Consider the following 19,242-nt stretch of genomic DNA (forward strand, 5'->3'; position numbering starts at 1 on the left):
ATGCAGCTCGGAACGCGCTGGACATCGGGCGACGAGCCGCCCGCCGCCGTGCCCGCCGCCCTCGCCAAGGGTGTGCGCCAGGTCGACGAGGCGACGCCGGGCGACGAGCTCGGTCAGCCCCGTCCGCGATGGACGCTTACGTGGCTCGAAGGCCGGCCGATCGCCGAGCTCGACACGGGCGTCATCGTGACGCTGGATGCCGAGGGCGAGGCCGTCGTGCGGCACGACGACGAGACCGGATTCGGCGGGCACTGAGGCGGGCACTGAGCCTGAGGCGGAGTCCTCGATAGGCTCGGCGGCATGGTGTCCGAGAACCCGCTCCTGACCCCGAGCACGCTCCCCTACCGACTCCCCGACTACGCCGCGATCCGGCCCGAGCACTACCTGCCCGCCTTCGAGCAGGCCTTCGCCGCGCACAAGGCGGAGATCGACGCGATCACGCGGGTGCGATCGATGCCGACGTTCGAGAACACGATGGTCCCCCTCGAGGAGAGCGGCCGGCTGCTCGGCGACATCTCGCGCGCCTTCTACACGGTGTCGTCGGCGGATGCGACGCCCGAGATCCAGGAGATCGAGGAGACGCTCGCGCCGCTGAGCTCGGCCCATTACGACTCGATCCAGCTCGATGCGCAGCTGTACTGGCGCATCAAGACCCTGCACGATCAGCTCGATGAGCTCGACCTCGAGCCCGAGCAGCGGTACCTCGTCGAGCGTCACTACACGGAGAAGACGCAGGCCGGCGCGGGGCTCGACGACGAGGCCAAGTCGCGGCTCACCGAGATCAACCAGCGCCTCTCGACCCTGACGACGACGTTCGAGAAGAACCTTCTCAACGACACGAACGATCTCGCGGTCGTCTTCGAGTCGGCCGACGAGCTCGACGGACTCAGCGAGGGCGAGCTCTCCGCGGCGGCGCAGGCCGCTGCCGATCGCGGTCTCGAGGGCTCGTACCTCGTGACGCTCACGCTGTTCACGGGGCATCCCTATCTCGCGAGCCTCACGAACCGGGCGAGCCGCAAGCGCATACTGGATGCCTCGCGCGCCCGCGGTTCGCGCGGCAACGCGTACGACAACCGCGACGTGCTCCTCGAGATCGTCCGGCTGCGTGCGGAGCGCGCCGCACTCCTCGGCTTCGCATCCCACGCCGCCTTCGTGACGGCCGACGAGACCGCCGGCTCCCCCGAGGCCGTGCACGCCCTGCTGCGCGAACTCGCCGCGCCCGCTGCACGCAACGCGCGCCTCGAGCAGGAGGCGCTGCAGGCGATCGTCGATGCCGAGACGGAGCCGTTCCCGCTCGAGGCGCACGACTGGGCGTTCTACACCGAGAAGGTGCGTCAGGCCGAGTACGACCTCGATCGCGCGGCGCTGCGCCCCTGGTTCGAGGCGGAGCGGGTGCTGCAGGAGGGTGTCTTCCACGCCGCCACCGAGCTGTACGGCATCACCTTCACCGAGCGCCCCGACCTCGTGGCCTACCACCCGGACGCCCGCGTCTTCGAGGTGCACAACCCCGACGGCTCGGCGCTCGGTCTGTTCGTCCTCGACCTCTACACCCGCGACACGAAGCGCGGAGGGGCCTGGATGAACTCGATCGTGTCGCAGTCGCGGTTGCGCGGCACGAGCCCGGTCGTCGTCAACAACCTCAACGTGCCCAAGCCCGCGGCGGGCAAGCCCACGCTCTTGTCGCTCGACGAGGTCACGACCCTGTTCCACGAGTTCGGGCATGCGCTCCACGGACTGTTCGCGACGGTGACCTACCCGCACTTCGCGGGAACCGCGGTCTTCCGCGACTTCGTGGAGTTCCCGAGCCAGGTCAACGAGATGTGGATCTACTGGCCCGACGTGCTCACGAAGTACGCGCGGCACATCGACACCGGCGAGCCCCTGCCGGCGGCCGTCATCGAGAAGCTCGACGCGTCCGAGACCTTCAACCAGGGCTTCGCAACCAGCGAGTACCTCGCCGCGTCCTGGCTCGACCAGGCCTGGCACTCCCTCACCGCGGCACAGGCGGCCGACGCGCTCGACGTCGCCGCGTTCGAGGCATCCGCCCTCGCCGACATCGGCCTCGACAACCCCGCCGTGCCGACGCGCTACTCGTCGACGTACTTCGCGCACGTCTTCTCGGGCGGCTACAGCGCGGGCTACTACTCGTACATCTGGAGCGAGGTGCTCGACGCAGACACCGTGGAATGGTTCCGCGACAACGGCGGGCTGAACCGGGCCAACGGACAGCGGTTCCGCGATCGCCTGCTCGGCGTCGGCGGCTCGAAGGATCCCCTCGAGGCCTACCGCGACTTCCGGGGGCGGGATGCCGAGATCGGCCCGCTCCTGAAGCGCCGCGGTCTCTCGCAGAGCTGAGTCAGCGCAGGGCGCCGATCTCGCGCGCGAACGCGCGCACCCGGGTCGACATCGCTTCGGGCACTTCCGCGACGGCGAAGTGGCCGCCCTCGTCGAGGCGCTCGAACACGCGCAGGTCGCGGTAGTACGAGCGTGCGAGTGACTCGGGGTAGTCGCCCTCGCGCTTCTGGATGAACACCGCTGCCGGCACGTCGACCGGCGGGATCGAGTCCGGCTGGTCGGCGCCTTCGTAGTACGGCCGGAACGATGTGCCGATGCTCTCGGTGACCCAGTAGATCATCGCCTCCGTCAGGATGCGGTCCCGCGAGATCCGCTCCTCCACGACAGCGGGTTCGCCCACCGGCGTATCACTCCACTCGACCAGCTTCTCGGCGAGCCATGCGATGAGACCCGCGGGCGAGTCGTTCAAAGCTGCTGCGAGGGTGTCGGGGCGCGTCGCCTGGATATGGCCGTAGCCGCCATCGGGGTGATGCGCCGCCGCAAGACGCTTGAAGAACGCGACCTGGTCGGGTTCGGTCAGCAGCTCGCGCTCCGCCATCGACGGGAAGTGGGCGTGGGTCGCGATGATGCCGAGCACGTGATCGCTCCGCGTGGCCGCAATGAGATCGTTGACGTTCGCAGAGACATCCTCGCCGTACGTCAGGTACGAGTCGTAGCCGAGCACCTCCGTCATGAGGGCGTGCGCCGTATGGGCGAGATTCGTCTCCGTCACCGGCCGATCGGCGTAGGGCGAGGAGAAGCCGAAGCCGGGGAAGCTCGGCACGACGACGTGGAAGTCGGGCAGCAGGTCGGCGAAATCGAGCTGGAGCGCGAAGGTGTGCGGCCAGCCGTGCATCACGAGCAGCGCGGGAGCCGCGGCATCCATCGACGGGAGATGCGCGAAATGCACTGTCGCGCCGTCGATCTCGGCGGTGAATTGGGGATGCCCGTTCAGCCAGCGCTCTCGCTCGCGCCAGTCGAAATCGCTCCACGACGCCACGAGGTCGGAGAGGTAGGCCGCAGACATGCCCGACTGCGGCTTGCGCGGCGAGTCCGGCAACGACCGCGTGCGCGCGAGACGCTCGTGGAGATCGTCGAGGACCGCGTCGGAGACCTCGATCCGGAACGGCGTCAGGTTCATGACGCCGACGTTAGAGACCCCCTCCGACACTCGCGTGTCGGCAGGCCGCCGCGCACGTCGGCGACGCGATCAGGCGCTCTTGCGCTTGTGCCGCAGCACGAGGGTGGGCGCGGCGCCCTCCTCGACGGAGGCGCGCGTCACGATGACCTTGTCGACGTCCTCCTGTGAGGGGATCTCGAACATGATCGGGCCGAGCACGTCTTCGAGGATCGCGCGGAGGCCGCGGGCGCCGGTCTTGCGGAGCACTGCCATGTCGGCGATCGCCTCGAGGGCGTCGCGCTCGAACTCGAGCTCCACGCCGTCGAGCTCGAACATGCGCTGGTACTGCTTGACCAGGGCGTTCTTCGGCTCGACGAGGATCTCCATGAGCGCCTCGCGGTCGAGCGGAGCGACCGAGGCGACGACCGGGAGCCGACCGATGAACTCGGGGATGAGTCCGAACTTGTGCAGGTCTTCGGGCTGCACCTCGCTGAAGAGGTCGAGGTCCTTGCCCTTGTCGTGGAGCGGAGCTCCGAAGCCGATGCCGTGCTTGCCGACGCGCGTCGACACGATGTCTTCCAGACCCGCGAAGGCGCCGGCGACGATGAACAGGACGTTCGTCGTGTCGATCTGGATGAACTCCTGGTGCGGATGCTTGCGGCCGCCCTGCGGCGGCACCGAGGCGACCGTGCCCTCGAGGATCTTCAGGAGCGCCTGCTGCACGCCCTCGCCCGAGACGTCGCGCGTGATCGACGGGTTCTCGGCCTTGCGGGCGATCTTGTCGACCTCGTCGATGTAGATGATGCCCGTCTCGGCGCGCTTCGTGTCGAAGTCGGCGGCCTGGATGAGCTTCAGCAGGATGTTCTCGACATCCTCGCCGACGTAGCCCGCCTCCGTCAGCGCGGTCGCATCGGCGACGGCGAACGGCACGTTGAGGCGCTTCGCGAGCGTCTGCGCGAGGTACGTCTTGCCGCAGCCGGTCGGCCCGATGAGCAGGATGTTGCTCTTGGCGATCTCGACCTCGTCGGCGCGCTGCTCGGCCGGCTGGAGCGTGCCGTGCGCGCGGATGCGCTTGTAGTGGTTGTACACAGCGACGGACAGCGCGCGCTTCGCGGCATCCTGCCCCACGACGTATTCCTCGAGGAACGAGAAGATCTCGCGCGGCTTGGGGAGGTCGAAGTCGGAGACGACGCCCGCGCCCTGCTCGGCCGCGCGCTCCTCGATGATCTCGTTGCAGAGCTCGACGCACTCGTCGCAGATGTAGACGCCCGGGCCCGCGATGAGCTGCTGCACCTGCTTCTGGCTCTTTCCGCAGAAGGAGCACTTGAACAGGTCGGCACTCTCACCGATGCGGGCCATGAGGCTCCTCCTCTTCGCGGACCGGCTGCCTGCCGGTGATGTCGAGCCTAACCGTTGCGGGGGCCCGGCGGCGGGATTGCGACACGCAATGTGGACCACTGCGGGGGCGTGTCCGCTCCCGGCGGAACGCCCCCCACGTTGAAGCCCCGCCGACCCGAGCGGGACGGCGGGGCTTCAACGGCGAAGGCTACTTCGTCAGCGCTGCCTGGCCGCGCTTGCGGGTCGTCAGCACCTGGTCGACGAGCCCGTAGGCGACGGCCTCTTCGGCCGACAGGATCTTGTCGCGGTCGATGTCCTTGTTGACCTCTTCCTTCGACTTGTGCGAGTGCTTCGCGAGCGTCTCCTCGAGCCAGGTGCGCATGCGGAGGATCTCCTGCGCCTGGATCTCGATGTCGGACGCCTGGCCGTGGCCCGCCTCGCCCATGGCGGGCTGGTGGATCAGGATGCGGGCGTTCGGCAGCGCGAGACGCTTGCCGGGCGCGCCGGCCGCGAGCAGCACGGCGGCAGCAGAGGCGGCCTGCCCCAGCACGACGGTCTGGATCTGCGGCGACACGTACTGCATGGTGTCGTAGATCGCCGTCATAGCCGTGAACGAGCCGCCGGGCGAGTTGATGTACATGATGATGTCGCGGTCGGGATCCTGGCTCTCGAGCACGAGGAGCTGCGCCATGACGTCGTCGGCCGAGGCATCGTCGACCTGGACGCCCAGGAAGATGACTCGGTCTTCGAACAGCTTGTTGTAGGGGTCCTGACGCTTGTAGCCGTAGGCCGTGCGCTCCTCGAACTGGGGCAGCACGTAACGGCTGCCGGGCATCTGGAGCGCCTGGGGCGCGGAGGGTCCGAAGGTGGGGGTCTGCATCGTGGGTTCTCTCTCTTTTCGCCTTCGGACTCAGTTCGCGGTTCCGCCGCCGCCGGTCACATCGACGGCGTGCTCGCGGATGTGGTCGACGAAGCCGTACTCGAGGGCCTCCTCGGCGCCGAACCAGCGGTCGCGGTCGCCGTCGGCGTTGATCTGCTCGACGGACTTGCCGGTCTGGGCCGCGGTGATCTCGGCGAGGCGGCGCTTCATGTCGAGGATGAGCTGCGCCTGCGTCTGGATGTCGCTCGCGGTGCCGCCGAAGCCTCCGTGCGGCTGGTGCAGCAGCACGCGGGCGTTGGGCGTGATGTAGCGCTTGCCCTTCGTGCCGCTCGTGAGCAGCAGCTGCCCCATCGAGGCGGCCATGCCGATGCCGACCGTCACGATGTCGTTCGGCACGAACTGCATGGTGTCGTAGATCGCCATGCCGGCCGTGATGGAGCCGCCGGGCGAGTTGATGTAGAGGTAGATGTCCTTCTGCGAGTCCTCCGCCGCGAGAAGGAGGATCTTCGCGCAGATCTCGTTGGCGTTCTCGTCACGCACCTCCGAGCCCAGCCAGATGATGCGGTCCTTCAGCAGCCTGTCGAAGACGCTCGTCGCGACAAGGGGTTCGGCCATGTTCACTCCTGTTTCGGGTGGTCGTGCCATTGAATCTACCGTCGAGCCCCGCACGCCCCGCCCGTGTTCGCCCTGGGCAGAGAAGGGCGCGCCTAGACGAGTTCCTGCGCGTAGCCGGTCACCGAGCGCATATAGCGGGGCAGGTGCGGCGCGAGCGCCTGAAGGGCGATGGATGCCGCGCGCACGGCGTCGCCCGACGACGCAAGCGCGAGCGCGTAGAACGCGGCCGTCGCATCGCGGAGGGGAGCATCCCTCCCCTTCTCGTACTCGGCACGCAGGAGGGCGAGGCTCTCCTCCAGCTTGCCCAGGTTGCGGATGGTGCTCGCGAGCTGGATGACTGCCTGCACGCGGCGGTCCTCGTCGAGCCCCGCCTCGAGTGCCCGGCGGTAGAGCGGCTCCGCCTCCTCCTCGAGCCCAGCGGAGTCGCGGGCGCCGGCGCGCTCGAACAGCGCCGCCGCATCGTCCTCGGGTCGCTCGGCGGCGACGGCGTCGATGAGCGCGATCCGCTCTTCGTCGGTGACATCGGCCGACCAGGCGTCGGCGATGCGTTCTTCCCAGGTCATGGCCTCTCCTCAGACGAAGGAGGGGGTGGATGCCGCGGCATCCACCCCCTCGTCATCACGCGAGCGCGATCACTCCTTGTCGGCCGCAGCCTTCTTCTTGGCGGGAGCCTTCTTCTTGGGCTTCTCCTCGGCCTCTTCGGCCTCGATGATCTCGTCGGCCTCGGCGGCGGCATCCACCAGCTCCTCGGCCTCCTCGACGACCTCGGCCTCGGCCTCGGTCTCGTCGTCGGTGGCGACGAAGCCGGTCAGGTCGACGGGAGCGCCGTTGGTGTCGACGACCGACACCTTGCCGAGAGCGAGGGCGAGCGCCTTGTTGCGGGCGACCTCGCCGACGATGGCCGGGAGCTGGTTCTGCTCCTGGATCGCGTTGACGAAGTCCTGGGGCGCCATGCCGTACTGGGCAGCCGACTGGATGAGGTACTGCGTGAGCTCGTCCTGCGAGACCTGCACGTCGAGCTTCTCGGCGATCGCGTCGAGCAGCATCTGCGTGCGGAACTGCTTCTCGCTCGCCTCGGTCACCTCGGCGCGGTGCACGTCGTCCTCCAGGCGACCCTCACCCTCGAGGTGGTTGTGCACCTCGTCCTCGACGAGCTGCGCGGGCACGGGGATCTCGACCTGCTCGAGCAGCTGCTCGATGAGCTTGTCGCGCGCGGCGGCGCCCTGCGTGAATGCCGACTGCTGACCGACGCGCTCCTTGAGGCTGTCGCGCAGCTCGGCGATCGTGTCGAACTCACTCGCCATCTGGGCGAAGTCGTCGTCGGCCTCGGGCAGCTCGCGCTCCTTGACGGCGGTGACGGTGACCGAGACCTCGGCCTCCTCACCCGCGTGGTCGCCGCCGATGAGGGTCGAGCGGAACGTCGTGTCCTCGCCCGCGGTCAGCGAGTCGATCGCCTCGTCGATGCCCTCGAGCAGCTCGCCCGAGCCGACCTCGTAGGACACGCCCTCGGCGCGGTCGATCTCGTTGCCGTCGATCGTGGCGACGAGGTCGAGCTCGACGAAGTCACCCTTCGCGGCGGGGCGGTCGACCGTCACGAGCGTGCCGAAGCGGGCACGCAGACGCTCGAGCTCCTCGTCGATCGCGGCCTCGTCGACCTCGGCGGCGTCGACCGTGACGGTCGTGCCCTCGAACGCGGGAAGCTCGAACTCGGGACGGACGTCGACCTCGACCTCGACCTGCAGGTCGCCCGAGAAGTCCTTGTCGTTCGGCCACTCGGTGACCTCGGCCGAGGGACGGCCGAGGACGCGCAGCTCGTTCGCCGCGACGGCCTCGCGGTAGAAGGTGTCCAGTCCTTCGCTCACGGCGTGCTCGAGCACGGCCGTGCGGCCGATGCGCTGGTCGATGATGGGTGCGGGCACCTTGCCCTTGCGGAAGCCGGGGATCTGGACGTCCTGCGCGATGTGCTCGTATGCGTGCGCGATGCTCGGCTTGAGCTCGTCCGGAGTGACCGTGATGTGCAGCTTCACCCGCGTGGGGCCGAGCTTCTCGACGGTGCTGTTGACCATGCCTGTTGTTCTCCTCGTCTGGACCGCGCGAGCGCACGGCTGCTGAAGGTCTGGGTCTGAGTTCACGGGGCCGTGATGTCGGGGCGACAGGATTTGAACCTGCGGCCTCCCGCTCCCAAAGCGGGCGCTCTACCAAGCTGAGCTACGCCCCGGGTGGGTGCGCACGCGCGCGTACGCCGAACGGCCCCGAGAAGTCTAGCCGACGCGCGCGTGCGGCGACTGTCCGGGCCCTGATGGGGACCGGTATTGTTCAGGCGAGAAACCTCGGGGGAAGGGAATGACCATGGCCACAGGCGACGGCGCAGGTCCCGATTACCACCACCGCAGGCGGATGCATCCGCGCCGCCCGCAGACGACGCTCGCCGAGCGCTGGACGCTCGTCGACGGGATCGACGTCTTCTATCGCGAGTCGGTGAACCCGCCGGACGCCCCGGTCATGATGCACGTGCACGGCTTCGGTCTGTCGGGTCGCTATCTTCTTCCCACGGCCGAGAAGCTGTCGGACGAGTTCCACACCCTTGTGCCGGATCTGCCCGGCTTCGGGCGCAGCGGCAAGGCCAAGAACGCTCTCGACGTGCCCGACCTGGCGCACGCCGCGGCCCGTTTCCTCGACGAGAAGGGCATCGAGAAGGCGACGCTCGTCGGCAATTCGATGGGATGCCCCGTCATCTGCGAGTTCGCCTACCACTATCCCGAGCGCATCGAGCGCGCAGTGCTCGTGTCGCCGGCCGGCGGCCTCTACAACCAGCCGCTCACCCGCGCGATCACTCAGTTGAGCAAGGACGGCGGGCGCGAGCCCGTCAAGATGATCGGGGTCGCGACGCCGGACTACGTGCGGTTCGGCGTCCCGAGCACGTTCCGGATGTTCAAGGCGCTCACCCAGTACCCGTCGCTCGACCGGCTGCTCGCGCTGCACGTGCCGACGCTCGTGGTGCTCGGCGAGCGCGACCCGCTCCTTCCCCACTCCTCCCGCGTTCAGGAGGTCGCCGGACTCACCGACAACAACGTCCTCGTCGTGCAGATGGAGGGCGCCGCGCACGCCATCAACTTCAGCCACCCGGACGAGCTCGCCCACGTGATCCGGCTGTTCATGGACGACCGGCCGATGGTCGACCACTCCGACGGGATGCGGCACACGACGATCTACGAAGTGCACCGGGGGACGAACCATCCGGCCGCGAAGACCGACTGAGCGTGCCGGGAGGCGTCCCGCCCGTGTATTAGACTCGACCGGTGCGCTTCGCGCGCTCGGGGATGTAGCTCAATGGTAGAGCCTCAGTCTTCCAAACTGATGGTGCGGGTTCGATTCCCGTCATCCCCTCGAAGTGGAAAAGTCCAGATCAGAACGGATTCTTTACCCTCCGTGAACATGTGGGTTCAGACCCTTTCACGGCCACCATGCGCACTCATGCGCACTCATGGCCCCGAAAGGACCCACCCGCATGACTCCCTCGACGCCGTCCCGACGCGCTCAGAAGACGCCCTCCGGACGCCCGCACCCGAATATTCTCGGCACCGTCCGCCGCGAGAAGAGCGGACGTTTCCGCGCCTCCTACCGCATCGACGGGCGCACGTTCAGCGCGCCGAAGACGTTCGACACCGAGCGCGACGCGCAGGCGTGGCTCGCCACCGAGCACGGCGCACGCAAGGCCGGAACATGGATCGACCCGCACCTGGGGCGCGTGACGCTCAGCGCCTACGCCCGCACGTGGCTCGCCGCACGCGTCGAGCTGGCCCCGCGCACCCGGGACATGTACGAGGATCTGCAGGGCCGCTGGGTCGACGTCCGCGTCGGCGACCAGCGCGGCGCGGGCCTCGTGCTCGGCGACTACGAAGTGGGCGCGATCAGCACCGCCGTCGTGCGCGCCTGGTACGGCTACGTGCTCGGCACCGCCCGCGACAACGCGCTCGCCAAGCACAGCCGCGCCAAAGCCCGACAGCCCCACCCCGCCCGCGTCTGGGGCGCCGCCAACGGCCACACCACAGCGGCATCCGGACGGATGAGCCCGGCCGTGCTGGCGGCGTGGACGGCGGCAGGCTCCCCCACACCGCCGCCGCCGCCCGTGAAAGACGAGCTGCGACAGCACGCCGGAACCACCAGCGCCGCCCGCGCGTACCAGCTCCTGCGCACCCTCATGAATTCCGCCGTCGACGACGGGCTGATCGCCGCGAACCCGTGCAAGCTGAAAGGCGCGGGCAGCACCGAGCACCCCGAGCGGCCCGTGCTCACCGCCGCCGAAGTCGACCAGCTCGCCGCGCAGTTCCCGGAGCGCCTGCGCGCCGCCGTCCTCGTCGCGGCGTGGTCGAGCCTGCGCTACGGCGAGCTGTTCGCCCTCGCCCGCCGCCACGTCGACCTCGACGCGGGCACCCTCCGCGTCGAGCGCGCCCTCATCGAGCGCGTCGGGCACCCGGTCGGCTTCGGTCCCACCAAGACGACCAGATCCCGCCGCGTCGTGCACCTGCCCGGATTCGTCGTCGACGCGCTCCGCGACCACCTCGCCGCGCACGTCGACGCGGACGACGACGCACTGCTGTTCACCCGCACGTCCGGTGCTGTCATGACCAACGCCACCGTGTCCGCGCAGATGCGACGCCACCGCCGCGCCATCGGACGCGACGACGTGCACTGGCACGACCTTCGCCACACCGGCGCGACCCTCGCCTACCGCGTCGGCGCGTCACAGCGCGACGTGATGAACCGCCTCGGGCACACCACCACCCGCGCCGCCGCCATCTACGCGCACGCCGCCGACGACAGCGACCAGTACCTCGCCACCCGCCTGGACGCCGCCTACCGCGGTACCGGACGCGCCGCATGAGCATGGGCCGCGCAGATGACAGTCGCTCACCTTCGGCGACCCCGTGCGGCCCCCGTTTGCTCCCGTTTGCTCCCTTGTGCTCTGTTCTGACCGACTGCTAAGACAGGGACCATGCGCAGAACAACGTCGAGCATTGCACGCAAACGTGCACTCCGACGTGAGCGCGTGTCCGCTCGCCGCACCCGGTTGAGCAGGCTGCACAACTACTTTCGCGCCTACCCCAGCACCGGACGCTGGGAGCGAGTGGTGCATGCGCCGAGCGCGCACGGGCTGACGGTGGCGGATCAGATCCACATCGATGGCGTCATGATCCGTCGCGCCATGGACGCCGAAGCGCTCGCGGCTCTGTCGCTGGAGATGCTTGACAGCCGAGGCCATGAGCTGGCCGCGCTGGTCGCGCGTGTCGCATCGCTCACGGCGGCGGACGCAACCTGCGCGCCGCCGCCGCCGACACCGTATCGCGCCACACCTCGCGCGCCTCGCGCGCCCGCCGCGGCATAGCCGCGGCACGCCCCAGCAGCGCCGCCCGTCCTGACACGGGCTGACCACCCGCGCCTCGACGACGTCGCGCGTGCCCGGCACGACCCCTCTGAGCAAGCATTCAGCGGTCGTGACCGAAGGACACACGCATGACCCCGCGCAACCCCGACATCGTCGGAAGCGAACAGCCCGCGCCCGTCCCGCCCGTCGGACTCCAGCCCGACGGCGGGCCGTGGCTGAACATCGTCAGCTCTGCCAACTACGCCAACGTCTCGCCAAGGACGATCCGTCGCGCCATCCAGGACGGGCGACTGCGCGCCAGCCGCCCGGCACGCATGTGGCGAATCCTTCGCGCCGACCTGGACGCATTCATGAAGGCGGCGGAGCGGTGAGCGTCGACGACGAGCTGCGCGCCGCTCTCGCCTCCCTCCCAGCGGCGACCAGCGGCAATCCCGGTTCGCGCGCGGTTCGCCGCGCGGTGATGCAGCTCTGCCCGGAGGCCGCGCGTGTCCCCCGCCGGCACGTCGCCGCACTGTGCCGCGACATCACGACGGGCGGCGCACCGTGGGAGCAGTGACCCTGAACCGCGCGACCCGCCGCTGGGCGGGCGCAGGCGCGCCCGCGGGTGCGCTTCTGCTGGTGCGCTTCCTCGCCACGCTCGCCGACGACGCGCAGGTGCCGCCCCACGCGCCACTGACCTACCTCGGCGGCGCGCGCCCCCTTCGCGAACGCCTGGGCCATCACACGCCCGTCGACGACGCCGCCGAAGCGCGGTGGCGGGTGCTGTCGCGCCATCTCGGTGACGCCCGCGCGGCGGGCATGCTCGTCACCGTCCGCGCCGCGCAGCTGCACGTGCCGCGAGTGAGCATCATCCCGCTCGCCGACACGGCGACCCCGATGGGCGGTGCATGAGCGTGCTCGACATCCAGATGCGCGGTTCAGCCGACGGCTTCGTCATCGGGCTCGAGGAGCAGATCGCCGCGCGCCGCGCGATCCTGCCCGAGCTGCACCTGCACCCCACGCTCGGGAAAGTGCCCGCGGTCGACTGGGGCACGATGTCCAGCGCCGACCCCGCGCGCCGCGCCGACATGCGCCGCGTCCGTCACGACGGATGGGGTGCGGCGTGCAAGCTCTCGGGCGTGCTCGTCGTCGACCTCGACCAGCACAATCCTGCCGCAGACGGCTTCGCGCAATGGGTGCAGCTGCTCGGCGCCTGGCGCGGCCCGCAGGCGGGCATGGTCGGCGCGACGCCGGGCGGCGGACGTCACATCTGGTACACCAACCCGCACGGCTGGAAGGGCCACATCGGGATCATGCCCGGCGTCGACCTGCGCGGCGCGGGCGACGGCGCGGGCAGTCAGGTGGTCATCGCAGGACAGGGCCGCCTCCTGCGTGTGCTCGGGCCGCTCACCGACCCACCCGCACCGCTGGTCGCGCTGATGACAGCGAAGCTCGCCCCAGCTGCGCCGCCCCGGCCAGCTGTTCGCGCAGGCAGTGGCGGTCTCGGCGCTCGCGCCCGCGCGCTCTGCGAACAAGTCGCCCGGGCACCAGAGGGTGAGCGCAACGCCCGGCTGTACTGGGCCGCGTGCCGCGTCTCCGACGTCGTCGCCGACTCGGCGGTGTCCATGGTCGCGCTTCAAGAGGCGCTGATCGCCGCCGCCGTGGTCGCCGGGCTCGACGAAGACGAAGCGCGCACGACGGTCGGCAATGCCGGCAGATACTCGGTGGCATCGTGACCGCCGCCACTGACGACGAGCGCGAAGACGCCCGCGCCCGCATGGAAGGACTCCTGTCGGATCTGGAAGCACGCGCAGCTCCGGGCGCGGAGTGGTTCGGCGCGACGCCGCTCCTGCGCCACATCCGGGAGTGGGCTCGCTCGCTGGACGTCAACCCGTTCGCCGCGCTCGGCGTCGTCATGGCCCGGCTGTCCGGAGACATCCCGCCGTGGGTGGTGCTTCCCCCGCTGGCAGGCAGTGCGCCCGGCACGCTGAATCTTTACGTGGTGCTCGCTGGCGGGTCAGGCATGGGCAAGTCCGACGTGCTCAGCTCCCATGACCAGCGGTTCCGCCCGCGGCCCGGCATCCACAACGACCCCGTGCGCGCGTTCGAACCCGCCACGGGCGAGGGCATCATCACCCGCTACGTGCAGATGCAGAAGCTCGATGGACGCTACGTGCACACGATGGTGCACCATCAGGCGTTCGCCGACATCGACGAGATAGACGCGCTGGAAGCACAGGCATACCGCGGCGGAAGCACCATCGTGCCCGTGCTCAAGACGATGTGGTCGGGCAAAGCCATCGGCACCGCCACGGCCACCGAAGAGCGCGACCGCCACTTAGACGCGCACAGCTACCGCCTCGCGCTGGTCGCAGGGTGCCAGTACGGCGCGGGCGACGTACTGCTGGGCGCACGTGCCCAGCTCGGCGGGCTGACACAGCGGTTCCTGTTCGCCAACCTCCGCGACCCCGACCTCACCGCCGACAGTCCCGAGACAGACGCACCCGCACCCGTGCAGCTGCGCCTGCCCGACGGCATGCCGTTCCCCACCGCGCTCGGCGGAGAGGGTGCCGGGCGTCACGTCGGCGGGCGCTTCGTGGTGCGCGTCGACGCCGCCGTGCACAGCGAGATGCGCCGCGCCCGCCGCCTCCAGCGCATGCACCAGCCCGGCGGCGTCGACGGCCACTGGCAGTACACGCGCCTGCGCGTGGCCGCACTGCTCGCCATCGCGCACGGCGACGCGACGGTGACGGTCGACTGGTGGCAGCTCGCCCACGGCGTCATGCTGCACAGCGACCGCACGCGCAACAGCATGCTCGAAGCGCTCACCGTCCAGCGCGACCGTGAAGCATCCGGGCGCGGGCGAAGCGACGGCATCCGCGCCGACGCCGCCGACGCCGAGCTGATCGCCCGTGCCGCGACGACCTTCGTGCAGATCGCCGCCAAGCACGCCGCCACGAGACAGCACGCCGACGCCGGATGCACTCTGCGGTGCATGACCCAGGGCGCGCCCCGCCATCGCGACCGAGCAGAGGCCGCGCTCACCTGGGCCGTCGACCGCGGCATGCTCCTGCACGCCGAGCGGAAGAACCGTCGCGGACGGGACACGACACACTACAGCCCGCCGCCACTGCTCACCGGTTGAGCACGGCATCCACGCCGCGGTGACACGTTGACACGTTGACCACGATGCCGCACACACCAGACACGCCACCCCCGAAGGAACAGCCCGCGCCCCTACGAGGAAGCAGAAACACACACCACACCGCGCTACCAACACGACCGGCCACACCCGCGGCCAACGGGGCACCGCGTCACCGGGTCAACGTGTCAACCCGTCCGCGGCGCGCACACCCATCACCGACGAGAGGAATGACCATGACCGCCGACGAGCCACACTGGTTCGCGCCCATCGACGCGTACGTGCTCGACGAGCCGTGCCCGAGATGCCACGCCCAGCCCGGCGCACTGTGCACCGGACGCCGCCCGCTCGGGCGGTACCACGCCCCACGATGCGACCGAGCCATCGCACATTACGACCGCGACGTCGTCACCGCGCCATGGCTGGAGGACCGCAGGCCCGGCGTCAGCTACTCCACATTGCTGACTCCGAAGCCCACCATCGACGGCGTGCGCGCGTCGCCGCTGTGAGATTCACAGCGACGACGACGTGTCTCGCATCCAAGAACGGCGGAAGTTTCGCGCGCGGTTTTCTGACGACGCCCCGGGTGCCGGGACACCATGCGCCTTGTCCGTCTTTTCTCTAGTTCGCGCAAAGAAAAGCCCGGTAAGAACGAAGAATCTGAACGACGATGAATAAGACTGGATCAGCGCCCGAAGCGGTCGAGCGTGTAGCCGTATCGGCAGGGTGCACAGTACGCGCGACGTCGTCGGCCCGTCTTCGGGTAGTTGTACTCGTAGACGCGCGTGGGCTGACTGCCGCATCGCGGGCATGGCCGTGCTCGGTCGAGCGCGAGCTGCGATTGGTCGGCGGACATGCCACCCATGATGCTCCTGCGAGAGCCCGCCCGTGAGCGACGAGCGCGCCGACCTCCGCGCGCGCCTGATCGTGGATGGACGCCGGGTCTGGGGCGGCAATTTCATGTCGACGAGCGACCTCATCGCGAAGCTCGTCGAGCTGCGCCCCGAGCTGTGGGGAACGATCAGCCACGGCCAGCAGCTCACGCCGCAGAAGCTCGAAGGCATCCTGCGCGGCGGGATCTACCCGACGTCGGCGCACAGCGTGCGTGCGGGCCGTGGCCCGAAGGGTCGCTGGCTGAGTCAGTGGCAACTGCTCGTCGATACCGTGCCGACGCCCGTGGGCGTCGAGCTGGAGTCTGAGCATGTCAGCGGCGATGCGGGCGTGGTTGTGCAGTTCGACGCGGGCGCGGTCGAGCGGCTTGCGGCGGGTGAGGCGTGCATGGTCGTGCCGATCGTGCGCATATCGCAGTGGGATCGTGCGCCCAGACGCGTCTACCTGGTGACGGTGCCGCCCGGCGTCGAGACACTAGGCGCATGACCACGAAAACCACCAGCACCCCCCGCCGTCGCGCCGCCGAAAGACTACCCACGCGCCGACTGGGCGACGCCGGATGATCCCGACTTCTACGTGCCCGACGAGCTGCGCGGCTACTACGCCGAAGTCACGCCGACGCCCACGGAGGAAGCCGGGTACTGGCGTGCCGGCACGACCGTGCAGGAGACCTTCCCGCACGACGCGGCGGTCGCCCGCGCCGTCGCGGCGGGCCGCGATGAAAGCACGTTCAGCCGCATCGAGGACTTCCTGCGCGTCCAGCCCGGTGACTTCATCCAGCAGTACGGCCCGGCGTCGGACACCACGGGCGACCAGCAGCGCTACGTCGTCCGCTCGACATACCGGCTGTCGGGCCGCGATGACTTCGCGGCATGGCTTCACCTGTACCGACTGGAATGGGCGCGCAAACGTCACGAGCGCGCCCAGCACTTGGCACCGAAGGAGAACGCGTCATGATCCCGGCCAACCACTTCCCGCCCCCCGCAGAAGAGCCGCCACTGCCGCGCGGACAGCTGCACTCGATGCGCACGCCCGCCGAATCGCTCGCCGACCGCAACCGCCAGATCCAGGCCCGCCTCGCGAGCTTCGGCACGAACCCGCAGACGTCGTCGTCATCGTCGCACAGCCCGCGCCGCGTCGGCGACCCGGCCAGCGCCGCACTCACGGTCGACACCGCGTCGACACTGGACGACGACGGCGGCGTGCTGATCGATGTCGACGGACGCCCCATGCTCATCGACTCGGGCACCGGCGCGGCACTGCACTACATGCTCAACGGCTGACGACAATGCCCGAGCTGCTGGTCACCCGGTCGCTGGACGCGACATCACTTCACCCCATCGGTGACGGGTGGACACTGCACGGCCTCGCGGTGCCCTACGACCGCGACCAGTTGGTGACCGACGACGGCCAGACGTACTACGTCGAGCGGTTCGCCCCGCACGCGTTCGCACGCGACAGCGTCAAGGGCGGCAGATGGGTCAATCTGTACGTCGGGCACCGCGGCGACGACGGCGAGCGCTACCTGGGCCGATGCGTCGGCATGCGCGACGCGCACGACGGCCTCTACATCGACTTCCGAATCAACCGCGCACACCCGCAAGCCGAAGACGCCCGCTCAGGCGAGCTGAGCGGCTGGTCCGTCTCCGCGAAAGTCTGGCGCACCCGCATCGACCACATCGACGGCAAAGAGCGCCGCACGCGAGAGCGCGCCGGGCTCAACCACGTCGCCGCGACCGCCGTGCCGCAGTACCCGGGCGCGGGCGTGCTCGTCGCCCGCGGCGCACGCTTCGAGCTGAACGCCCGCCACCGCATCGACGCACTCCGCCACGACGTCGCCCGCACACTCCAGGACGTCAGACGCTGAGCCCGTCTCGACATGCGCCCGCCGTGCCGCCCGGAAGCCTGGCCCCGAGGAGCCGGGGCCAGGTCGCCGGTTATGCACGTGACATCATCACGATGATGTCGAGGATGACCGCCAGGATGACCGCGACATCCACGCGGACCACAACCCGGACGATGCAGCGGATGCCGCGTGTCGGTCGCTTCCTGCCCTTGCTCTTACCTTTTAGACTCATAGCAATCGCGCACTCTCTGTTTAGTCACTGCGAGGCGAAGATTCCGACCCGTCCTGTTACTAGCAGGGCGGGTCACTTCGTTGTTCAATCGTGCGCCGCTGTCATGTCGCATGCGACTAGACACGCTGGCCCAGGATTACGACCGTGTGACTTTCCGGTGGAACACATCGCTTGTCACGCCGTCCTGAGTGGTCGCGCCCACGGCGGTACGCTGGTCGCCTCGGTGGCCGGGCTGAGCCGCGAGAGGACATGCCATGCCGCGCCGCCCAACCCGAGACATCGACGCGCGCGCGTTCGACTTCCTCGACCGCAACGTCAACGAGCACGCCGAACTGACCTACCTACGTGCGGGCTCTGACCCCGACTGGGAGCGCCCACACCGCAACGGCGTCGACATCACCGACAAGCCTGAGCTGCAAACCCCCTACCAGCGAGCGCGCCGTCGATCATTCGAAGCGAGAGTGGACGACTACCGCCGCCGCGGACTCATCGCTTAGCCGACGCTCGCCACTCATGGCTTCTGGCGCGGATCCCTTGTCACGTCTGTCGTGGGTCGGACTGAAGGTGTAGCCCGCGCAGGACGTCGAACGCGTCAGCGATCTTCTCCTTGCAACCATTGCGAGAGTAATCGGATGCGGTCGCCCAGTACGCCTCGATGAGGTTCATCAGGCTGCTCCGCAGAACGATGTCGGAGACTGCTTGAATGTCGCTCGTCCGATAGCCGACGGCGGCCATGTTCTCAAGGTCATACTGGGTGTCCCGCAATTCGCGCGACAGCTCCTGCATCCGTTGACGGCGGGTGAGTGGCGGGTACAGGGTTTCGTCGAGGTCGGCAGTGCTGAGCTTCAGCTCAGGCAATGTTCGAATGTCCCCAGCCTTTGTCAGTAGGTCGCCACGGACGTCTTCTGCCAAGACAACACCGGCGAGCTGAATGAACAGTCGTTGCTGAGCGATGAGGCGGTGGTCAATCATCGCGTGGACCGGCGCCATCCGTTTGCGCGACTCTGCTTCACGTCTCGCGGTATCGCGGAGCGCTACCGCGTCCACAAGCCCGGCTGTCAGGAACGATAACGCCACGCCAATCCACACCTGGAGCCATGTCGGGTCAGACCGGTACGCGTACGTCAGCCACCCGGCAACGACCGCCACGACGATGAACACGGTCGGAAGCAGCCAGCGGAGACGCACGCCGCCGACGCTACAGGCAGTGACGCGGTCGGTCGCGTGTCACACTCCGTCCCGACTGCCGGTCGATGCGCACTCATGCGCACTCATGAGGGACCAAATGGGACCATTTGGGGCCATTTGGGGCCACCTCAGTGCTACGCTAAAAACGCCGATGAAAGGCATAAACCCGCGGAATTTCGCGGATCGTGGAACCGCCTCTGAGCGTGGCTTCCAAACTGATGGTGCGGGTTCGATTCCCGTCATCCCCTCCGATGCCCAGACGTGCCGACGAAGTCGGTGCGGCTGGGCATT

The 19,242-nt window shown here is 69.0% G+C and carries 23 protein-coding genes and 2 tRNA genes; 17 read left to right on the forward strand and 8 right to left on the reverse strand.

What is annotated here, in order from left to right:
• Together AAIB33_RS06370 and AAIB33_RS06375 are read left to right on the forward strand one after the other, a co-directional pair.
• Positions 1-255 (forward strand): hypothetical protein, encoded by a 255-nt coding sequence (locus tag AAIB33_RS06370; protein WP_345802712.1) that lies wholly within the window; start codon positions 1-3, stop codon positions 253-255.
• A 45-nt stretch (positions 256-300) separates the two neighbouring features.
• The gene (locus tag AAIB33_RS06375) at positions 301-2,355 is read left to right on the forward strand and encodes a M3 family metallopeptidase (protein WP_345802713.1); all 2,055 of its coding nucleotides are present in this window, start codon (positions 301-303) and stop codon (positions 2,353-2,355) included.
• Between the two features lies 1 nt (position 2,356).
• On the opposite strand, the gene AAIB33_RS06380 is transcribed toward AAIB33_RS06375, so the two are convergent.
• From AAIB33_RS06380 to AAIB33_RS06410, 7 genes are all read right to left on the reverse strand, one after another.
• Positions 2,357-3,475: an epoxide hydrolase family protein gene (locus AAIB33_RS06380; protein ID WP_345802714.1), complete on the reverse strand. Its 1,119-nt coding sequence runs from the start codon at positions 3,473-3,475 to the stop codon at positions 2,357-2,359.
• Positions 3,476-3,544: 69 nt separating this feature from the next.
• The gene (clpX, locus tag AAIB33_RS06385; protein WP_345802715.1) at positions 3,545-4,813 is read right to left on the reverse strand and encodes an ATP-dependent Clp protease ATP-binding subunit ClpX; all 1,269 of its coding nucleotides are present in this window, start codon (positions 4,811-4,813) and stop codon (positions 3,545-3,547) included.
• A 187-nt stretch (positions 4,814-5,000) separates the two neighbouring features.
• Positions 5,001-5,672 (reverse strand): ATP-dependent Clp protease proteolytic subunit, encoded by a 672-nt coding sequence (locus AAIB33_RS06390; RefSeq protein ID WP_345802716.1) that lies wholly within the window; start codon positions 5,670-5,672, stop codon positions 5,001-5,003.
• 30 nt (positions 5,673-5,702) lie between these two features.
• On the reverse strand, positions 5,703-6,287 hold the full coding sequence (locus AAIB33_RS06395) for an ATP-dependent Clp protease proteolytic subunit (RefSeq protein WP_345802717.1): 585 nt from the start codon (positions 6,285-6,287) through the stop codon (positions 5,703-5,705).
• Positions 6,288-6,379: 92 nt separating this feature from the next.
• A complete protein-coding gene (locus AAIB33_RS06400; protein WP_345802718.1) occupies positions 6,380-6,850 on the reverse strand; it encodes a tetratricopeptide repeat protein in 471 nt (156 codons plus the stop codon).
• Between the two features lie 69 nt (positions 6,851-6,919).
• The gene (gene tig / locus AAIB33_RS06405; protein WP_345802719.1) at positions 6,920-8,353 is read right to left on the reverse strand and encodes a trigger factor; all 1,434 of its coding nucleotides are present in this window, start codon (positions 8,351-8,353) and stop codon (positions 6,920-6,922) included.
• 78 nt (positions 8,354-8,431) lie between these two features.
• Positions 8,432-8,505, reverse strand: a tRNA-Pro gene (locus AAIB33_RS06410).
• Positions 8,506-8,636: 131 nt separating this feature from the next.
• Here AAIB33_RS06410 and AAIB33_RS06415 point away from each other — a divergent pair.
• From AAIB33_RS06415 to AAIB33_RS06485, 15 genes are all read left to right on the forward strand, one after another.
• A complete protein-coding gene (locus tag AAIB33_RS06415; protein WP_345802720.1) occupies positions 8,637-9,545 on the forward strand; it encodes an alpha/beta hydrolase in 909 nt (302 codons plus the stop codon).
• Positions 9,546-9,603: 58 nt separating this feature from the next.
• Positions 9,604-9,674, forward strand: a tRNA-Gly gene (locus AAIB33_RS06420).
• A gap of 121 nt (positions 9,675-9,795) precedes the next feature.
• Positions 9,796-11,172 carry a site-specific integrase gene (locus AAIB33_RS06425; RefSeq protein ID WP_345802721.1) on the forward strand — a complete coding sequence of 459 codons (1,377 nt, stop codon included), beginning with the start codon at positions 9,796-9,798 and terminating at the stop codon, positions 11,170-11,172.
• Between the two features lie 165 nt (positions 11,173-11,337).
• Entirely contained in the window at positions 11,338-11,673 is a 336-nt protein-coding gene (locus tag AAIB33_RS06430) for a hypothetical protein (protein ID WP_345802722.1), read from the forward strand.
• Positions 11,674-11,801: 128 nt separating this feature from the next.
• Positions 11,802-12,044, forward strand: coding sequence for a helix-turn-helix domain-containing protein (locus AAIB33_RS06435; RefSeq protein ID WP_345802723.1), 243 nt, complete (start codon positions 11,802-11,804; stop codon positions 12,042-12,044).
• Entirely contained in the window at positions 12,041-12,229 is a 189-nt protein-coding gene (locus AAIB33_RS06440; protein WP_345802724.1) for a hypothetical protein, read from the forward strand. The genes AAIB33_RS06435 and AAIB33_RS06440 overlap by 4 nt, the downstream gene beginning before the upstream one ends.
• A complete protein-coding gene (locus AAIB33_RS06445; RefSeq protein ID WP_345802725.1) occupies positions 12,226-12,564 on the forward strand; it encodes a hypothetical protein in 339 nt (112 codons plus the stop codon). The genes AAIB33_RS06440 and AAIB33_RS06445 overlap by 4 nt, the downstream gene beginning before the upstream one ends.
• On the forward strand, positions 12,561-13,388 hold the full coding sequence (locus AAIB33_RS06450; RefSeq protein WP_345802726.1) for a bifunctional DNA primase/polymerase: 828 nt from the start codon (positions 12,561-12,563) through the stop codon (positions 13,386-13,388). Before AAIB33_RS06445 ends, AAIB33_RS06450 begins: the two co-directional genes overlap by 4 nt.
• A complete protein-coding gene (locus AAIB33_RS06455) occupies positions 13,385-14,797 on the forward strand; it encodes a hypothetical protein (protein ID WP_345802727.1) in 1,413 nt (470 codons plus the stop codon). Before AAIB33_RS06450 ends, AAIB33_RS06455 begins: the two co-directional genes overlap by 4 nt.
• A gap of 233 nt (positions 14,798-15,030) precedes the next feature.
• Positions 15,031-15,303 carry a hypothetical protein gene (locus AAIB33_RS06460; RefSeq protein WP_345802728.1) on the forward strand — a complete coding sequence of 91 codons (273 nt, stop codon included), beginning with the start codon at positions 15,031-15,033 and terminating at the stop codon, positions 15,301-15,303.
• A gap of 379 nt (positions 15,304-15,682) precedes the next feature.
• Positions 15,683-16,171: a hypothetical protein gene (locus AAIB33_RS06465; RefSeq protein ID WP_345802729.1), complete on the forward strand. Its 489-nt coding sequence runs from the start codon at positions 15,683-15,685 to the stop codon at positions 16,169-16,171.
• A 90-nt stretch (positions 16,172-16,261) separates the two neighbouring features.
• Complete coding sequence (locus AAIB33_RS06470; RefSeq protein WP_345802730.1) at positions 16,262-16,642, forward strand: hypothetical protein; 381 nt, start codon at positions 16,262-16,264, stop codon at positions 16,640-16,642.
• Positions 16,639-16,968, forward strand: coding sequence for a hypothetical protein (locus tag AAIB33_RS06475; RefSeq protein ID WP_345802731.1), 330 nt, complete (start codon positions 16,639-16,641; stop codon positions 16,966-16,968). The genes AAIB33_RS06470 and AAIB33_RS06475 overlap by 4 nt, the downstream gene beginning before the upstream one ends.
• Positions 16,969-16,973: 5 nt before the next feature.
• Positions 16,974-17,552: a hypothetical protein gene (locus AAIB33_RS06480; RefSeq protein WP_345802732.1), complete on the forward strand. Its 579-nt coding sequence runs from the start codon at positions 16,974-16,976 to the stop codon at positions 17,550-17,552.
• A gap of 465 nt (positions 17,553-18,017) precedes the next feature.
• Positions 18,018-18,260: a hypothetical protein gene (locus AAIB33_RS06485; RefSeq protein WP_345802733.1), complete on the forward strand. Its 243-nt coding sequence runs from the start codon at positions 18,018-18,020 to the stop codon at positions 18,258-18,260.
• Between the two features lie 40 nt (positions 18,261-18,300).
• Here the strand turns inward: AAIB33_RS06485 and AAIB33_RS06490 are convergent, their stop codons facing one another.
• Positions 18,301-18,951: a hypothetical protein gene (locus tag AAIB33_RS06490; RefSeq protein WP_345802734.1), complete on the reverse strand. Its 651-nt coding sequence runs from the start codon at positions 18,949-18,951 to the stop codon at positions 18,301-18,303.
• Between the last annotated feature and the right edge of the window lie 291 nt (positions 18,952-19,242).

The organism is Microbacterium sp. AZCO, from assembly GCF_039614715.1.
Taxonomy (GTDB): domain Bacteria; phylum Actinomycetota; class Actinomycetes; order Actinomycetales; family Microbacteriaceae; genus Microbacterium.